Annotated in this window: 13 protein-coding genes and 1 pseudogene; 12 read left to right on the top strand and 2 right to left on the bottom strand. The window is 67.1% G+C overall.

Translation table 11 applies throughout. The annotated features are described in order from the left end of the window. The first annotated feature begins 100 nt into the window (after window positions 1-100). A complete protein-coding gene (locus IE231_RS17105) occupies window positions 101-1,003 on the top strand; it encodes an IS982 family transposase (protein WP_189695206.1) in 903 nt (300 codons plus the stop codon). A 261-nt stretch (window positions 1,004-1,264) separates the two neighbouring features. On the opposite strand, the gene IE231_RS18575 is transcribed toward IE231_RS17105, so the two are convergent. Further along, window positions 1,265-1,885: a substrate-binding domain-containing protein gene (locus IE231_RS18575; RefSeq protein WP_374189470.1), complete on the bottom strand. Its 621-nt coding sequence runs from the start codon at window positions 1,883-1,885 to the stop codon at window positions 1,265-1,267. A 58-nt stretch (window positions 1,886-1,943) separates the two neighbouring features. Here IE231_RS18575 and IE231_RS17095 point away from each other — a divergent pair. The 3 genes and pseudogenes from IE231_RS17095 to IE231_RS17085 all read left to right on the top strand — a co-directional run. Then, window positions 1,944-2,552 (top strand): annotated as a pseudogene (locus IE231_RS17095) (IS256 family transposase); the annotation flags it as partial. A gap of 431 nt (window positions 2,553-2,983) precedes the next feature. Next, on the top strand, window positions 2,984-3,163 hold the full coding sequence (locus IE231_RS18355) for a recombinase family protein (RefSeq protein ID WP_229867342.1): 180 nt from the start codon (window positions 2,984-2,986) through the stop codon (window positions 3,161-3,163). A gap of 445 nt (window positions 3,164-3,608) precedes the next feature. Beyond that, window positions 3,609-4,247: a hypothetical protein gene (locus tag IE231_RS17085; RefSeq protein ID WP_189695204.1), complete on the top strand. Its 639-nt coding sequence runs from the start codon at window positions 3,609-3,611 to the stop codon at window positions 4,245-4,247. Between the two features lie 341 nt (window positions 4,248-4,588). On the opposite strand, the gene IE231_RS17080 is transcribed toward IE231_RS17085, so the two are convergent. Beyond that, window positions 4,589-6,010 carry a DMT family transporter gene (locus tag IE231_RS17080; RefSeq protein WP_189695203.1) on the bottom strand — a complete coding sequence of 474 codons (1,422 nt, stop codon included), beginning with the start codon at window positions 6,008-6,010 and terminating at the stop codon, window positions 4,589-4,591. A 149-nt stretch (window positions 6,011-6,159) separates the two neighbouring features. On the opposite strand from IE231_RS17080, the gene IE231_RS17075 reads away from it, so the two are divergent. The 8 genes from IE231_RS17075 (at window position 6,160) to IE231_RS17040 (ending at window position 18,059) form a co-directional block, all read left to right on the top strand. Further along, window positions 6,160-7,749, top strand: coding sequence for an ABC transporter substrate-binding protein (locus IE231_RS17075; protein WP_189695202.1), 1,590 nt, complete (start codon window positions 6,160-6,162; stop codon window positions 7,747-7,749). Between the two features lie 2 nt (window positions 7,750-7,751). Then, complete coding sequence (locus tag IE231_RS17070; protein WP_189695201.1) at window positions 7,752-8,711, top strand: ABC transporter permease; 960 nt, start codon at window positions 7,752-7,754, stop codon at window positions 8,709-8,711. Beyond that, window positions 8,708-9,601, top strand: coding sequence for an ABC transporter permease (locus IE231_RS17065; RefSeq protein ID WP_189695200.1), 894 nt, complete (start codon window positions 8,708-8,710; stop codon window positions 9,599-9,601). The genes IE231_RS17070 and IE231_RS17065 overlap by 4 nt, the downstream gene beginning before the upstream one ends. Then, complete coding sequence (locus IE231_RS17060; protein WP_189695199.1) at window positions 9,598-11,514, top strand: ABC transporter ATP-binding protein; 1,917 nt, start codon at window positions 9,598-9,600, stop codon at window positions 11,512-11,514. Before IE231_RS17065 ends, IE231_RS17060 begins: the two co-directional genes overlap by 4 nt. A 28-nt stretch (window positions 11,515-11,542) precedes the next feature. Further along, window positions 11,543-13,570: a CocE/NonD family hydrolase gene (locus IE231_RS17055; protein WP_201896958.1), complete on the top strand. Its 2,028-nt coding sequence runs from the start codon at window positions 11,543-11,545 to the stop codon at window positions 13,568-13,570. A 16-nt stretch (window positions 13,571-13,586) separates the two neighbouring features. Further along, window positions 13,587-14,279, top strand: coding sequence for a TetR/AcrR family transcriptional regulator (locus tag IE231_RS17050; RefSeq protein ID WP_189695198.1), 693 nt, complete (start codon window positions 13,587-13,589; stop codon window positions 14,277-14,279). Window positions 14,280-14,424: 145 nt separating this feature from the next. After that, window positions 14,425-16,443, top strand: a complete 2,019-nt coding sequence (locus IE231_RS17045; RefSeq protein WP_189695197.1) for a CocE/NonD family hydrolase — start codon at window positions 14,425-14,427, stop codon at window positions 16,441-16,443. A gap of 635 nt (window positions 16,444-17,078) precedes the next feature. Next, window positions 17,079-18,059 (top strand): Abi family protein, encoded by a 981-nt coding sequence (locus IE231_RS17040; protein ID WP_229867338.1) that lies wholly within the window; start codon window positions 17,079-17,081, stop codon window positions 18,057-18,059. Window positions 18,060-18,117: the final 58 nt, after the last annotated feature.

Genomic DNA, 18,117 nt, shown 5'->3' with positions numbered 1-18,117 from the left:
CCAAGGCGGAAGGGATCTCTGGACCGACCGTCTATTCGCGATACTGTGCAATCGTGTGGTGTCGACCTGGCGCGGCATCCCGACTTGTTAAGCCCGGCGTGTGAAGACTGAACTGAACACCCTCCTGACCACACTCTACGTCCACCTCGAGGACCGGATCCTCCCTGCGGTCGGGTTCTCCCGTGACCACCGCCCGGGCAGGAAGCCGGTGCTGGAGGATGCCGAGCTGCTGTGCCTGCTCGTGGCCCAGCACCTCCTCGGCGTCGCCTCGGAGCGCCGATGGATCCGGTACGCCAGGGCCCATCTGATCGGGATGTTCCCCCACCTGCCGCACCAGTCCGGCTGGGGCAAGCGCGTCCGGGCGGCCAGCGCGCTGATGTCCGCCGTGATCACCGAACTCGCCCGCGACACCCCCACATGGCACGAGCTGACCCGTCTGGTCGACTCCACGCCCCTGCCCTGCGGGAAGTCCCGCGAAACCGTGAAGCGCTCCGACCTGGCCGGCCACGCCGGCTACGGCTACTGCGCCTCCCACTCCCGCTACTTCTGGGGCTTCCGGCTCTACCTGCTGTGCACGCCCGAGGGGATGCCGGTGGTCTGGGGGCTGGCGAACCCGAAGATCGGCGAACGCGAGGCCACCGCCGTGCTCCTGGACCACGACCGACACCTGCTCCGGCCCGGGCAGGTCATCGTCGGTGACAAGGGCTTCGCCGGAGCAGAGTTCGAGTCCTTCCTCACCGAACAGCTCGGAGTCAGCCTCATCCGCCCCGACCGCAAGGACGAGAAGCCCCGGTTCGGCAAGCTCGGAGGCATCCGGCAATGGGTCGAGTCCGTCTTCGACACCCTCAAAGGCCAACTCACCCTCGAGGAGCACGGCGGAAGGACCCTCGCCGGAGTCCTCTCCCGCGTCGCAGCACGCCTCCTCGCCCTCGCAGCCGGGATCTGGCACAACTGGCTCACCAACGCACCCGCCAAACGATCCCTCATCGCCTACGACCACTGAACCAAACGGACTCACTCATCTAGTCCGTGTGTCAATGGCCAGTGGTTTCTGCCCACCTGCGGTCAGTGGATGTGCCTCATAAGCGACGATGGATATAACAATTCAAGCAGATGGTTGCGTGACATGGTTCTGAGTATCATGCGCGCCTATGGGATCCCGTGATCTCAGGCGAAGCTCGGTAGCTTCAGGTGTCACGGCCTGGTCCCCGTGAGATGTCTCGGATCCTGAGGGTTGCAAGGCGATCGACGTCTTCAGTGGGCCTTAGTCTGGCAACAGGCCGGTCTGGCTGCGTACCCGCGGTGAGCAGGCAGGTGGCGGTTGAGCTAAGCTCTCGATCTGGCCCACTAGAGCTGCCCGTCCTGCGTCGACGTGCTCATCGGATGGCCTCCCGGAGGAGTCGATGATGATCTTCCTGGGTGACCCGACTTCCCCGTTGATTCTGTCCAGAAGCAGCCGGGCCGCGTGCGCACCAATCTCACGGGCTTGAAGCGGGACGACGTGGACGGCATAGCGTTCCCAGGGAACGAAGGGGAGGTCCCCGAAGACTGCGAGACCGAATTCGGGGGGTTGGAGCCCAGATTCTCGCAGCGCGCCGATTGCTCCCATAGCCATGAGGTTGTTCGCAACGAACGCGGCGTCCGGCGGGGTTTCCAGTCCCAAAAGCCTCAGCATGGCTGCATGGCCTCCCGCTGCATGGTAGTCCGACCATAGGAGATAGTCCTCGTTGAGCGGTCCGTGGGCGTGCGTGGCTTCAGCCCATCCGGCCCTCCGCTGGCGAGCCGTTGTAACGTGACGCGGTCCCGTGATGCAGGCAACACGTTTGAACCCTTGGCCGTAAAGCCACTCGGTGCCTTCAGCCGCGCCGGCGACGTTTGCTGCCACTACGAGGTCTGTCGGAATGCCTGCTGAACGGTCGACGGCAACCACCGGCAGCTCGATGGGGGAAGGGGCCAAGTACTGGCAGCAGGTCCTGGCCGAGATCCGCAACCGCGGTGTCGAGGACGTCCTGATGCTCGTCTGCGACGGCCTCAAGGGGCTCCCCGACGCGGTGGGCAACGTGTGGCCGGCCACGCTCGTGCAGACCTGCATCGTGCACCTGATGCGCAACAGCTTCCGCTACGCGGCCCGGCAGGACTGGGACGCGATCTCGCGGGGCCTCAAGCCCGTCTATCAGGCGGCGACCGTGGAGCAGGCCGAGGAGCGCTTCCTGGAGTTCGGCGAGCAATGGGGCAAGAAGTACCCGGCGATCGTGCGGCTATGGGAGAACGCCTGGGCCGAGTTCGTCCCGTTCCTGCAGTTCGACCGGGAGATCCGCCGGATCGTGTGCACGACGAACGCGATCGAGTCCGTCAACGCCCGGATCCGCAAGGCCGTCAAGGCCCGCGGCCACTTCCCCAACGAGCAGGCAGCGCTCAAATGCGTCTACCTCGCCGTCATGGCCCTGGACCCCACCGGCAAGGGAAGAGCCCGATGGACCCAGAGATGGAAGCAGGCCCTGAACGCCTTCGACATCACCTTCGACGGCCGGCTCTCCGCAGCCCGCCGCTGACCCGACAATCACAACCCACTTACACCGAAAAATTGACAGTCCCCGCCCAGGTCCATGGGGGGATGGCCGGGGCGCCGCCCCGCCAGTCTAGTGCCAGATTCTGAGTCCGTTCTGAGTGCGGAAACGATCGATCGTTCCCGAGACGGAGCGATGGGCCTCTCGAGCAGCCGCGAATTTCTTGGCCCCAAGTTGGCAAGCTTGTCGTGTACGCGCCTATGTCCTGCATTCTCCTGTTTCTGACACATTCTGGGGATGCGCGTGGGTACGGGGGGTCTCGATTAGGGACCAGCATGTCGATGCCCAGCAGGATGCCCTTGCCGCCGCCGGCTGCGAGTAGGTCTTCGTTGACTTGGCCTCCGGGAAGCTGGCATCCAGGCCGGGACTGGAGAAGGCACTTCTCTCAGCGAACCGGGCCAGGGGACCAACTGGTGGTGACCAAGCTCGACGGGCTCGAGCGGTCGCTGGAGAACCTGATTGAGCTCTCTGAGCAGCTGCAGGCCACGGGCGTGGACCTAGTGGTGCTGGGCCAGGGGATCGACACCTCGACCCTGGCGGGGAAGATGTTCTTCCACATCCTAGGCGCCGATCGCGGAGTTCGGCAGGTGCGCTGATGTCCGAGCGGACCCGGGATGTCCTCGCGGTGGCTAGGGCCAGGGGCCGACGGGCGGCCAGAAGCCCAAGCTCGGGTCCCGCCAGGTGGCGCCTTGCCCGTCAAATGTACGAGGAGACCGGGGCCTGACGGTAAGCGCGCCTACACGGTGGAGCAGATCGCCGCCGGGGTCGGCGTCACGCGCCCGACCATCTACCGGTACCTCTCCGAGCAACCCGGCAAGGTCGGGCGGCGAGCCCGCGGACTGGGCTGGGCTGACAGGGCACGCCGTGCGAATCCCAGAGGTGTAGTTCCACGCTTGTGTTTCGCCTCGCTGCCTGTCACATTAAAAGTAGAGGCCGGGCGCGTCAACGCCCGACCTCTGAGGGCCCTAGGGCCCGAACTATTCCAGTCCAAAACTCTAGGGCCCTCGTTCCAGTCAGTCAATTACCGAGAACGAGGAAAAAATGGTCACCCCAGCGGATGACAAGCAAGTCAGAACACTGTTTGCGGGACAAGGGATCGCGGAGTACTTGGCGTCAAAGATGCAAAGCTACGCGGATGATCTGAAGCATTGGAATCCGGACGACCTGCTGGCGCGAACGCCAGAGGACATCGCCGCCGAACTCCTCGAACGCCATGGAGTCGTGAGCCTTACACTTCTGGGCCCAGACCGCCAGCCGGACTCGGTCGACAGGACCGTCGACCTCGGACGTCAATTTTCCTTCTCCGATGTGCGCCGGACCGTGAAGGTGTACCGACTCTCGGTCCCGTTCACCGGGGACGCTCAGCTGTTCTCCGTCCGTCCCACGACATACAACCTCAACCCGCCAGCGGGCCACGTGGACACCTCTATGCGCCGGCTCACGATTGAGTCTGTTCACCCAGCGGGCGAGGTCCCAGACCCGGAGAAGATCGGCCAGAGCTTCCGGGAGACACTGCGGCGGGTCAACTGGCACCTCGACCAGCACCGTGATGCAGCGGAACGCCACAACGCCCAGATCGCGGCTGTGGGCCCCATCCAGCAGCGAATAGCTGCCATCAGGGCAGACCGGGAAGTCCTGAGCAAGATTCCCCTCCCCAGAGGGACTGACGCACAGGGCTGAGGCTCATGCGACCGTCGCGGCTAGGCCAAAGTGACACAAAGGAGGGCCGCTTCGGCAAACCGAGCGGCCCTCCTTGGTGGTGCTGAGGTCGCTTGCCATCAAACACCAAGATGAGCTGATTCCCAGAAAATGGGAGTAGGACCCATTGTTGGGACGCTCTGCGGACCTCGGAACTTCCCGGGATCTTCGAGGTGGTGCGCGATGCTTGGAGGCCGGCTCGAATCTTCCGAGGCTGATCCGTCAATGGAACCTTGATCACCCCACTTACGTGGCTATCAGGCCTCGGGTGGTGGCGCCCCGCCGGCAGACGCCCGTGACAGGTAGGTGCCCTTTATCCTCGCTCAGGCTGCCCCCGTCTCGGGAGCGGGACCTCGGTTCCAGGACTCTGCCCGCTGGATCCTGTCCAGCAGGGGACCGAGGGGTGCGGCTGCTTCCTCGACTGCGTTGAGGTCGGCAGCGGTGTAGCTCCCGGCCCGGTCGAGCAGGTTGATGCACCCAACGAACTTCCCCCCTTGTGACACGACGGCGTTGATCGCGGCGCCGAGGTCGAGGGAGGCGAGCATGTCGTGGTGCTCGAAGGCGTCCGTCGTGAGATCGGCTGGGCTGTCCGCCAGATACGACTCCTGGCGGACGATGCACTGCTCTGCCCACTCGGGTCCGAGGTGGGCCGAAATGCCACCAAGGCGGTAGAGCTCCGGAAGCGAGGTGTACACCCGCACGAGGTCCTGGGACTCCGGGCGCCACAGGGACACCGTGACGAGCCTGGCCCCGACCCTCGCGGCCGCAGCGTCGGCTGCTGTAGTGATCGCCAGCAGGTCCTCTCCGCTGAGCTCGACCGGCACGACGTCCTCGGCGACTGGTGGTGCCGCCATGAGTCGGGGCATCCCGGCCCCCGCGCCGCGCTGTTGCCGGTGTGCCTTGGTCACTATTACGACGCCGGCGAGGGCGACCACCCCGCCGATGACGGCGCCGATGGTGGGGACCTGGCCGAGTAGGGCCCATCCGAAGGTGAGGGAGAAGACGGGCACGGCAAAGAGGAGCGCGCCGCCCTCGGACACGCTGGTTGCGGCGAGGGCGATGTTCCAGAAGCTGTAGGCGAGGACCGTGCCGGAGAGGATGAGGGCGGCGAGGGCGACCCAGGTCCCCGCCTGCCACTGGCCGGGGTCGAGGTGGAACGGGGCGAGGGGAAGGGTGGCCAGGCCGCCGATGAGGCAGCCCCAGAAGACGAGCTCGATCGGGTCGATCCGCCGGAGCAGGGGCTGCTGGACGATGAGGAAGAGGCTGAGGATCAGGGCAGCGGCCAGGATCGTCAATGCGTTCCAGTCGAACCCGACCGCCCCCGACCCCATCAGGGCAACAGCTGTGGTGCCGGCGACCGCCAGGGCCATGCCCGCTACCGCCCGGCGGGAGACCCTTTCGCCCAGGAGCAGGGCCCCTAAGGCCGCGGCGAACACCGGTGACATGTTCAGCAGCAGGCTCGCGGTGCCCGCGGGGACAGTCGTCTGGCCGAGGTTGAGCAGGGTGCCGTAGCCGCCGTACCCGATGAGGGAGATGGCCACGACGGTCCACCGGTCGCGGGCCGATGCGCCACTAATCGACCAGCGTCCGCGCCGCCGCCATGCGAGGTACGCGCCGAGGACGGCTGCCGCGACGAGGAACCGCAGGGGGGTCAGGTCGAAGGGGCCGACCCGGCGCAGGACCTCGCTGGTGGCCACGTAGGTCGGGGCGGACGTGAGGACCATGAGGACATCCGGTCGTCGCATCCAGGACACGTTCACGTCAGGGGCTCCACTCGCCAGCATTCATAACGAGCATCTTGGACGACTCTATTGCGCTTGTCCAGAACATAATCGTACAGTGCAGCAATAAGATCGTCCCAGCGTGGGGACGACAAAGGTGGAAGGTCGCAAGCATGGATAGCTCCGTCTTCTCCGCGGCAGGGAAGCCCCTGTCCCGCCGCACGCTCCTGGCCGGCTCGGGGCTGGCGCTCTTGTCGACTGTGGCCCTGTCCGCGTGCGGTAGCGGCGGCCCCGCGGTCCAGGCCTCGGGGTCGGCGTCCTCCGCCGCGGCCAAGCAGGGGGGCACCCTGCGCATCGCGCGGCCGCCGGCGTCGAAGGCGGAGACCCTCGACCCGGCGAGCTCGCTCTCCGCCTACGAGTACCTGGGCGCGCTCTACAGCCGCCTGGTCCGGCTCGATGAGTCCAACACCGCCCAGCCAGACCTCGCCGAGTCCTGGCAGATGTCCAAGGACGCCATGACCTGGACCTTCTCCCTGCGCAAGGGCGTCAAGTGGCACGACGGGAAGCCCTTCAGCGCCAAGGACGTCGCCTATACGATCCAGCACATCCTCGACCCGGCCGTCAAGTCGCCGCAGGCCGGCGTCCTGGCCCCCTTCATCAAGGGCAGCTCGGTCACCGCCAAGGACGACACGACGGCGGTGTTCACGCTGACCACGCCGAATGCGGAGTTCGTCAGCCTCCTGGCCGGGTACAACTGCTACATCATCCCGGAGGGCTCCGCCGACACCATCGGCAAGAGCGGCATCGGCACGGGCCCGTTCAAGCTGGACTCGTTCACCGCGGCCGGCCCGGGCAAGATCGTCCGCAACGAGGACTACTTCGGCGGCAAGGCCAAGCTGGACGTGATCGAGTTCTCCTCCATCGCCGACACCCAGGCGCGGGTGAACGCCCTGCTCGCCGGCCAGGTCGACCTCATCTCCCAGACCAACCTCGACTACGCGACCTCCCGCACGGTGATCGCGTCCGCGGGCGCGACTGTCGCGACGGTCAAGAACGCCCAGTGGTACACGGTCCCCATGCTCAACACGGCTGCTCCGTTCACCGATCCGCTGATCCGGCGGGCGCTCGCGCACGCATACAACCCCAAGGACGTGATGCAGCTCGCCGTGAACGGCAACGGCACGCTCGGGCACAACAACCCCGTGCCGCCCTCGGACGCCTACCGTCTGGACTACGGGCTGGAATACGACCTGGACAAGTCCAAGGCCCTGCTCAAGCAGGCCGGAATGTCCACCCTTGCGGTCGAGATCTACACCTCCACCTACGACTCGGTGCTCACACCCCTGGCGCTGGCCCTCAAGGGCAGCGTGGCGGACGCGGGCATCACCCTGGACGTGAAGAATGTGTCCTCGGACTCGTACTACACCGACATCTGGATGAAGAAGCCGCTGATGGTCAGCTACTGGTACGCGGGGCGGCCGATCGACCAGCTTCTCAACCAGATCTTCCGCAGCGGTTCGTCGTACAACGAGAGCGGCTACGCCAATCCGCAGTTCGACAAGCTCCTGGACGACGCACGGGCGACGGTCGACGACGCCAAGCGCAAGACCCTCTACCAGGATGCGCAGAAGCTGCTCATCGACGACGCCGCCTCGCTCACGCCCTTCTTCGCCGATCGCCTCGTCGGCCTGAGCAAGAAGGTCGCCGGGTACAAGGAGTATGGCTTCGAGTTCGACTACCTCAACATCGGCCTCGCCGCCTGACGATGATCGCCCGCCTAGTCCTGACCCGCCTGGGGTGGGCCGTTGCCACGGTCCTCCTCTCGGTCATCCTGGTCTTCTCTGCGGTCCAGTCCCTGCCGGGCGACGCGGCAACCCAGATCCTCGGGCAGAACGCGACCCCGGAGGCCGTGGCCACCCTCCGCGCCCAACTCGGGCTGGACAGGTCTCCGCTGGCCCGGTTCGGGTCATGGCTGGGAGGGGCGCTCACCGGGGACTTCGGCACGTCGCTCGTGAGCGGCCAGCCCGTCGGCCCCGAGGTCGGCCGGGCGCTGCTGAACACGGCGCTGCTGGCCGGGACGACGATCGTCCTGGGCTTTACCCTTGCGCTCGTCCTCGGGCTCGTGGCGGGCCTGTTCCGCAACCGCTGGCCCGACTCGGTGATCTCGACGGTCTCCCTCGTCGGGATGAGCCTTCCGGAGTTCATCGTCGCGACCCTGCTCGTGCTGCTCTTCTCGATCACCATCCCCATCTTCCCGGCGGTCGTCGTGGCCGGGCGCGACGCCGGCATCGGCGAGCTGCTGCCCTCGATCGCGCTGCCGGCGCTGTCCCTGACCATCGTCGCGGCGGCCTACATCATCCGGATGATGAGGACCTCGGTGATCGACGTCCTGGAGACCGACTTCGTCCGGACCGCGACCCTGAAGGGAATCTCCCCGGCGAGGCTGGTCGGACGGCACATCATCCCGAGCGCGATCCTGCCGACGCTGAACGTGCTGGCCATGAACATCGCCTGGCTCATCGGCGGAGTCGTCGTGGTGGAGAGCATCTTCAACTACCCCGGGATGGGGACCCTGATGATCCAGTCGGTCCAGAGCCGCGATCTGCCCACGATCCTGCTCATCGCCGTCCTCAGCGCCGTGACCTATGTCGTGTGCAACCTGCTGGCAGACATCGCTGCCATGCTGCTCAATCCGCGACTGCGGCACCCGAGGAGGGCCCGATGACGACCGTCGCAGCAACCCCCGCCACGGCCCCGGGCCGTGCCGGAGGCCTCAAACGGGTGGTCCGCTCCATCCTCCGCTCGAAGATGGCAACGATCGGGTTCGCCCTCGTCGTCATGCACCTCCTCCTCGCCTTGCTCGCACCGCTGATCGCACCGCACGACCCCACCGCGAACAACCCCTCGGCGGTGCTCTACCTGCCCGGCGGCACCTACCCGCTCGGAACGGACAGCCTGGGCCGCGACATCCTCTCCAGAACGCTGTACGGCGGCCAGTACGCCCTCGGCGTGAGCCTCACCGCGACCACTATCGCCGTCGTGCTCGGCACGCTTATCGCGGGCCTCGCGGCATACTACGGGGGCTGGTTCGACCAGATCGTCACGAGGGTGCTCGACTCCGTGCTCGCGGTCCCGGCGCTCCTGGCCCTGCTCGTCGTCGTGACGATCTTCGGATCCGGCCTGTGGGTCATCGTCCTCGGCGTGGTCGTCGTCTACACCGGCGGCGTCACCCGGATCGTGCGCGCGGCCGCGATGGACGTCATGCCCCTGGACTTCATCACCGCCGCCCGCGCCCGCGGCGAAGGCGTCATCTACGTCCTCACCCGCGAGGTGCTCCCAAACATCCTCGACGTGGTCCTCGTCGAGTTCGCCATGCGCGCGTCCTGGGTGGTGCTCCTCATCAGCTCCCTGTCCTTCCTCGGCTTCGGGGCCAACCCGCCGACGCCGGACTGGGGCCTCATGGTAGCCGAGAACCGCAGCCTCATGGCCGTGGTCCCCCTGGCGACGCTCGCCCCCATCATTTCCCTCGCCACACTCATCATCGGCCTGAACCTCGCCTCCGACGGCCTGGCCAAGAGCCTGGGCGTGGACCGGATGAAGGAGATCATCGGATGAGCGCAGAACCGCTCACCAGTCCACTCATCGAACTCCGGCACCTCGGGATCGCCTACCTCTCCGGCTCCCGACAGGTAGACGTCATCACCGACATCGCCCTCAGCCTCGGCGCCGGAGACGTGCTGGGCCTGGTCGGCGAGTCCGGATCCGGCAAGTCGACCCTCGCAAGCGCCCTCCTGGGATCGCTGCGGACCTCCTCGTTCGTCTCCTCAGGATCGGTGCGCGTCGCCGGCCAGGATCCCTTCGCGCTCAAGGGCAGGGCACTTCGGCGGTTCCGGTCATCGACGATCGCCCTCGTCCCCCAGAACGCGGGCGCAGCGCTCACTCCGACCATGCGGGTAGGCGACCAGCTCATCGAGACGATCAGCCTCCAGCGCACGATCCCCGGACCCGGGCGGCGGGCCGAGGCCGAACGCCTCCTCAGACTGGTACGCCTGCCGAACCCGGCCGAGGCGCTCGAGAAATACCCCCACCAGTTCTCCGGAGGCCAGCAGCAGCGCATCGGCATCGCAATGGCCCTCGCGGCACGCCCCGCGGTCCTTGTCCTCGACGAGCCGACGACCGGGCTGGACGTCGTCACCCAGGCCGCGATCCTGGAGACGCTCGAGCAGCTCCAGCACGAGCTCGGCATGTCCATGGTCCTCGTCAGCCACGACCTCGGCGTCATCGAACGCCTCTGCTCCGACGTCGCGGTCATGCGGCAGGGGCGCGTCGTCGAGTCAGGGCCCACCGCCCAGGTCCTCAGCCGGCCGCAGCACCCCTACACGCGCGGACTGATCGCCAGCATCCCCAGGATCGCCGCACCCGGGATACCGCCAAGCCTCGACGAGACCGTCCTCGAGGCGCACGAGCGCGGCCAGCAGGCGGAACCCCGGACCGACGTGCAGGTCCGCCGCCCCCCTGCTGGCACCCGGAAAGTGCTGGAGATCCGGGGCCTGACCGTCGACTACCGCCGCAAGCCCTCACCCGGAACGGGGCCCACCGTGGAGGACGTCGACCTCGACATCTTCGCCGGCGAGATCGTCGCGCTCGTGGGGGAGTCCGGATCGGGCAAGTCCACGATCGCCAACGTCGTTGCGGGCCTCCAGACCCGCGAGGCCGGCACGCTCACTCTTGAAGACGGCGAAAAGCTCGGTGACACCGCGTCCCGGCGCCCCAGGCCGATCCGCAAGGCGATCCAGATGATCTTCCAGAACGCCGACACCTCGCTCAACCCGCGGCACACCGTCGGGGACGCCGTGGGAAGGCCCGCCCGGCTCTTCGGACTCCGCGGCCGATCGGTCGAGGCAGCCCTGGCGGAGGTCGACCTGCCCGCAACATTCAGCGCCAGGCTGCCCGGACAGCTCTCGGGAGGACAGAGGCAGCGCGTGGGCATCGCGAGGGCGATCGTCGCGGAGCCGACCCTGGTCCTGGCCGACGAGATCGTCTCAGCGCTGGACGTCTCGGTCCAATCCTCGATCCTGCGCCTGATGGACCGGCTCTCGGTCGAGCGGGAGCTCGGATTCCTCTTCATCACCCATGACCTCGCCGTCGTCCGGGCCGTGGCCGACCGCGTCGTCGTGCTCTACCTGGGCCGGATCGTCGAAGAGGGCCGCTCCGACGAGATCTTCAGCGGGGTTTCCCACCCCTACACCAGGCTCCTGCTCGACTCCGTGATCGAGCTCGGCCACACGAGACACCCCGTCCTGACGGTCGGCCGCGACGAAGTGCCCGACGCCCCGCCGGCGACCGGCTGCCCGTTCGCCGGCAGATGCCCGCTCGAACTGCCCGCCTGCCGCACCGTCCGGCCGCCCGTGATCGAACTGACCGCCACGCATCGGCTGCGCTGCCATGCCAGCGTCGAGTCGCTCGAGGCGCTTTCGGGAAGGGCCGCAGAGAAAAGCCCCGGGCCCGACGGCGCCGTCATCCGCTGACCACAACCTCAACCTGAACAGGAACACCGTGAGGATCGCCACCGAATTGCCGCGCACGCCTACCGTGCTGGAACACGTCTGGATACCGATGGGCGACGGCACCCGCCTGGCCGCCACGATCTGGCTGCCCGAGGACGCCTACGAGCATCCGGTCCCAGTCCTGCTGGAATACCTGCCCTACCGGCGCGGAGACTGGACCGCTCCGCGCGATGCCCAGCGGCACCCCTGGTATGCAGGGCACGGCTACGCCTCGGTGCGCGTCGACATGCGGGGATCAGGCGATTCGGAAGGGGTGATGCTCGACGAATACCACCCCCAGGAGCAGGCGGACGCCGTCGAGGTCATCGCCTGGCTCGCCGCACAGCCCTGGTCGACAGGGAACGTCGGCATGTTCGGGATCTCCTGGGGCGGCTTCAACGCCCTGCAGGTCGCCGCGGAACGGCCCCCCGCGCTCAAGGCCATCGTCACTGTGTGCTCGACCGACGACCGGTACGCCGACGACGTCCACTACTACGGTGGAGCCCTCCTCGGGATCGACATGTCCGCCTGGGCCGCGACGATGTTCGCCTTCCAGGCCCGCCCGCCCGCGCCATGGCGGGTCGGCGACGCCTGGAAGCAGGTGTGGGACGAGCGGCTCGCTGCCCTCGAGCCGTTCTCGCACATCTGGATGGCCCACCAGGAGCGCGACGACTACTGGAAGCACGGGTCGGTGTGCGAGGACTACCAGTCCATCGACGCCGCCGTCCTGGCCGTCGGGGGCTGGGCCGACCCCTACCGCAACACCGTCCTGCGCCTCGTCGAGGGCCTCGCCGCCCCATGCCGGGGAATCATCGGACCGTGGTCGCACCAGTACCCTGACATCGAGCGGACCCCGGGACCGACGATCGGCTTCCTGCAGGAGACACTCCGCTGGTGGGACCACTGGCTCAAGGGCGCCGAAACAGGCGTCATGGACGATCCGCTCCTGCGGGTCTACCAGCAGGACAGCGTCCGGCCGGCGACCCAGTACGCCGTGCGCGAGGGCACCTGGGTCGGGCTGGACAGCTGGCCCTCACCGGAGGTCTCGGAGATGGCCTGGAATCTCCGCACTGACACGCTGACGCTCGCGGCAGGGACGGACGGCCACGCTGTCGTCGATACCCCGCAGCACAACGGCGTGGACGCCGGCCGCTGGTTCCCGTTCGGCAACCCCTCCGACCTGCCGCCCGACCAGAGGTCCGAGGACGGCCGGTCGACGCTCTTCGACACGCCCCCGCTGGACAAGGACGTAAACATCCTGGGCAACCCCCGCCTCCGGCTGCGCCTCCGGTCGCACACGGCGCGGGCAAACATCATGGTGCGGCTCTGCGACGTCGCCCCCGACGGCTCCTCGACCCTCATCACGCGCGGAGCACTGAACCTCGCCAAACGCAACGGGATGGACCGCTCAGACGACCTCGCCCCCGGCGAATGGGTCAACGCCGAGGTCGAACTCACCGCCATCGCCTGGAACGTGCCCGCAGGCCACCGCATCCGCGTCGCTCTGTCCACGACCTACTGGCCATGGCTGTGGCCCCACGGCGGGCACACAGCGCTGACCGTGGACCCAGACCATTCCGAGCTCGTGGTCGGCCATCTGGCACCCGAGGCGCTGCTGCGCAAAGACATCACCTTCGAAGTGCCCGAACAGGCCGCGCCACTGGGCGTCACGCCCGGCCCACCGGAGGGAAGCCGACCCGAGCGCGAAGTGCGCTACGACCCGGAAACCGACACCTGGGTCCTCACAGTCGACCCCAACTACGGCGGCCACCGCATCTACCCCGATGGCCTCGTCTACCGGGAGTCCGCCCTCGAGACCTACACCATCTCCGGCAACGACCCCCTCACGGCCGAGGCACGGTCGACATGGACGGTAGGCCTCCGGCGCGACGACTGGGACGTGCTCATCGAGACCGACTCACGGATCACCGCAACGGCAACACACTTCCGGCTCACGAGCCACATCACCGTGCACCTCGATGGAGACGAGTACTTTGTCAGGGAATTCGACTCGCGCATCGAACGCACTTCGGTCTGACGGGAGAGGAGCCATCGTGGTGGCCAGGCCATCGGCACAGAGGCGCCCCCGGGCCAAGTCGGAACGGGAGCGCAGCCGCCAGCCCACGGAGGTCCGCCGCCGCCTCGTGATCGAGTCCGCGCGCGACCTCATCGCCGACAAGGGCCTCTTCAATGTGCAGATCCGCGATATCTCGAAGGTCTGCGAGGTGTCCCCAGGAACGATCACCTACCACTTCCGCAGCCTTGAGGAGCTCCTCTTCGAAGTGGTCCAGGCAGAGACCCGAGAATTCTACGAACCGCTGCGCACGAGCGCCCGCACGGCAGGCGAAGACAGCGGCACCGCCGCCATAGAGCTCCAGGCCATCGTGGGAGGCCTTTTCCTCGACGACCTCAAGACCCGGAGGCACTGGCTCATCTGGATCGACTTCTGGTCCGCCGCCGCCCGGGACGAGACGTACGGCCGGTGGATGAGCACCCACTACGACAGCTGGCGCCGGACCCTGCAGGAGATCATCGAACGCGGAGTCCAGCAGGGGGAGTTCTCCTGCGACCAACCCATTGCGCTCGCCCGCGACATCGCCTCACTGGTCGACGGGCTCGCAGTGCAGTGCTACTCCCTGCATTCCTCAATCACCGTCGACGCGGCAAGGGAGGCGATCACCCGCTACGTCGCACAACGGCTCGGCCTTGGCCTTGACGCATCGACGAGCGCCGACCGCCCCACCTGACCCGCGCAGGATCCAACACGCCAGAGGGCCCGGATCGTCATTCTGATCGGCAGGCAACTGCAGCCGCCCAAACCCCGGTGGCCCGCGGCAGATGGCCGGCACGACGCCTCCCATACACGTCCGCTCCAACCCCTGAAGGAACGCCTTGAGCAACGCAGACCCCACCTATCAAGTCGAGGTGATCGAGCACCTCGTCATCCCGACCCGAGATGGGCGCCAGCTCTCCGCGCGGGTGTGGAAGCCGGCCACGACAACGCCCGTCCCCGCGATCCTCGAGTACATCCCGTACCGCAAGCGGGACTTCACCCGGGCGCGCGACGAACCGATGCACGGCTACTTCGCCCAGCATGGCTACGTTTCGGTCCGCCTGGACATGGCCGGCTCCGGGGAGTCGCGCGGAGTCATGGTCGACGAGTACGCGCTGCAAGAGCAGGACGACGCCGTCGACGCGATCGCATGGCTCAGCAAGCAGCCCTGGTGCAACGGCTCAGTCGGCATGATCGGCAAGTCATGGGGCGGGTTCAACTGCCTGCAGATCGCAGCCCGGCAACCTCCCGCGCTTCGGGCCATCGTCCCAGTCTGCGCCACAGACGACCGCTTCGGCGACGACGTCCACTTCATGGGCGGGACCCTGCTCGTCGACGGCATCGACTGGGGCGCCGCCCTGCAGACATTCCTTCCACGCCCACCGGACCCAGAGGTACTCGGTGCGTCCTGGCGGGAGGCGTGGGACGAACGACTCGCAGGCCTGGCCTTTCCGCTCGAGGAATGGCTGCGCCACCAGAGCCGTGACCAATACTGGAAGCACGGGTCAGTCAGCGAGGACTACCACCAGATCAAGGCAGCGACCCTGCTCGTCGGCGGTTGGGCAGACGGCTACAGAACGGCCATGCTCCGCATGGCCGAGAAGCTCCCGGCGCCCACGAAATGCATCATCGGCCCCTGGGCCCATCTCTACCCCCACATCGGGGCGCCGGGTCCGGCGGTCGGCTTCCTCCAAGAGGTCCTCCGCTGGTACGACCACTGGCTCAAGGGCGCGGACAACGGCGTCATGAACGAGCCCAAGCTGCGCGCGTTCCTCCAGTCCAGCGAGACCCCGACGACCCAGCGGGCCGTCCGGGCCGGGCGCTGGGTGGGGGAGCAGCAGTGGCCCTCTCCATCCGTCTCCGACGTCGTCTGGAACCTCGCCGACTCGGGACTGACCACCTCCCACGCAGAACTGTCCGAGAAGGCGCTCCCCTTCGAGCTCTCAGTCGGCCAGGTCGGCGGGGACTGGGGCGGCTTTGCACTGCCACACGAACTCGCCCCCGACCAGCGCCCAGACGACGCACTGTCCCTCTGCTTCGACAGCGAACCCCTGACGGATTCCCTGGAAATCCTCGGGACGAGCCGCCTCCGCCTGCAGGTCAGCTCGGACAAACCCGTGGCCATGATCGCCGCACGGCTCAACGACGTCCGACCGGATGGATCGGTCGCCAAGATAGCCCACGGCCTGCTCAACCTCACCCACCGGACCGGCTCGGAGGCACCCGAGGCTCTCGATCCCGGACACTGGTACGACGTCGAGATCGACCTCAGCGCGACCGGCTACACCCTCCCAGCCGGACACCGCCTCCGCATCGCCCTCTCACCCTCCTACTGGCCGATGGCCTGGCCCGCGCCGGAGGCGACACAGGTCCTGGTCCGCGGCGCCAGCCACCTCACCCTCCCCGTCTACGACTCGGCGAACGCCTCCGAGGTCGCCTTCGCACCCCCGGAGTCAGCGCCCGGCCCCGAGATCGTGGCCCTCGACCAGGGCCAGCAGTACCAGCGGCTCGTCACCCTCGACGTCGCGGCCAACAAGGTGACCAAAAGGGTCGTCGGCGGCGTCGGTGCGTACGCCGGCGACGGGATGAGCCTCTTCCGCGAAATCAACTGGGCCATGGAGTACAAGGTCGAGCGTGAGCAGGTGATCGAACTCCAGGACCCCGCCAGTGCATCCACCGAGTTCCGCCAGGAGATCACCTTCCAGCGCGACGACTGGAAAGCAACAGTCAACTCAATGGTCCGGTTGAGCTCCACACCCCAAGACTTCCTCCTGAACTGCAACCTCGTCGTGTCCGAGGGAGAGCAGCCTGTCCTGAACCGCACCTGGAACCCGGTGATTCCACGCCAGAACATGTGAGGAATGGCTCTTAGAAGTGGTCTGCGGCCCCGACCAGCCTGGACTCAGAGGGGGATACGGCTGGACGTTGTGAGGCATCTTGCAGGGCTCCGGATACGAGACGCCTCACCGGGCCGAACAGCCACGACGGCAGGTGACCAGCTTCCATTCAAACCTGCCCAGAAGGCCTCGAGCGTTTTCCAGAACTCGGCACCGGGTGATGGATGGGGCAGAAGGCCACACAGGGCCGTAGCACAGCGGAACGGAAACCGTGAGAAAGAGCAGTGCCCCGGTCCATGGGGGGATGGCCGGGGCACTGCTCCGCAAGTCTAGCGCCAGATTCTGAGTCCTTTCTGATGTGGAAACGATCGATGTCCTTGATCGATCGTTCGCGAGACGGCTGAGGGACATCCTTGAGTCACTGCGGAATCATGGCCTCTGCTTTGTAATGCTTGGCGTGTACGCGCCTATGTTGTGCACTCCCATCTTTCGGATACCGGCTGGGTATGCGTGTGGGGAACTTGATGCGATACGACGAGATCAGGGTGCGGGTGTCCAGAGTCGGATCGTGCTAGCCTGATTCCACTACATCCCCCACGCCTCTCCACGATGCGCACTTGGGGGATTTTCTCTGTCCCGGCCAGGAGGATCTCCGTTTGCCTCGACCGATGCGGCCCCGCGGTTCGCTCGTTTTCGACAAGCCGCCGCTGGGCCTGGACGAGCTCGTGGACCGCCTCCTCGACCGAGGGCTCTCGGTCCCCGACCGGGCTCGCGCGCAGCGGTACCTGCGCCACATCGGCTACTACCGGCTCTCGCCCTACACGATCCCTTTCCAGCAGGACGGTCCGGGGCATGTCCTTCGCGAGGGGACCACGTTCGACGACGTCCTTGACCTCTACGTGTTCGACCGGGCGCTGCGCCTGATGGTCCTGGATGCCCTCGAGAGGGTCGAGGTCGCCGTGCGCGCTGCACTGACCGACCACATGTCAACGACCTACGACGACGCTCACTGGTACACGGACCCGGCGCACTTCCGCGACCGGGGCAGACACGCGGGGCTGGTGAAGATCGTCAGGGACACCTGCGTGGAGCGGCTGCGCGGGACGCCCGACGCCGGCGAGGACGCGCTGGTCCACCGCTCGGCCCTCGAGCACTACCTGACGACCTACGGCTTCCCCGAGCTGCCGCCGTCCTGGCTTATGGTGGAGACGCTGACCATAGGGCAGCTGACGAGCGCGTACCGGAACCTGGAGCGGCGCGCCGACAGGACCGCGGTCGCCAGGAGCGTCGGGGTGACAGCGCCGGTGCTCGAGTCCTGGATGCAGACCTACGTCCGTGTGCGCAACATCTGTGCCCACCACGGCCGGCTGTGGAACGTCGGGCTCGGAGTGTACCCGGCGATCCCGACTTCGCCGTCGGTGCCCTGGCTCGCGGGCGCGCTGCCGGAGAGATCGAGGAAGCGCCTCTACCCCGTCCTGGTGACGCTGCAGTCGATACTCGACTCCGTCTCGCCGCACAGCAGCTGGGCGCGCCGGCTCCACGGACTGCTCAGTGCACGGCCCCCGATGAACCTGGGGGGCATGGGCGTCCCCGAGGAATGGGCCGACGACCCGTTCTGGAGCCGACGGATCTCCTGAGCGGACCTGTCCGATCGGAAGCAAAGGAATCGGCAGGGAATCACCCGGAGAGTTCCCG

The sequence above is a fragment of the Sinomonas cellulolyticus genome, from assembly GCF_014656475.1.
Lineage (GTDB): Bacteria > Actinomycetota > Actinomycetes > Actinomycetales > Micrococcaceae > Sinomonas > Sinomonas cellulolyticus.
The sequence above is the reverse complement of the archived record's forward strand: the minus strand, read 5'-3'. Positions and strand labels throughout refer to the sequence as shown.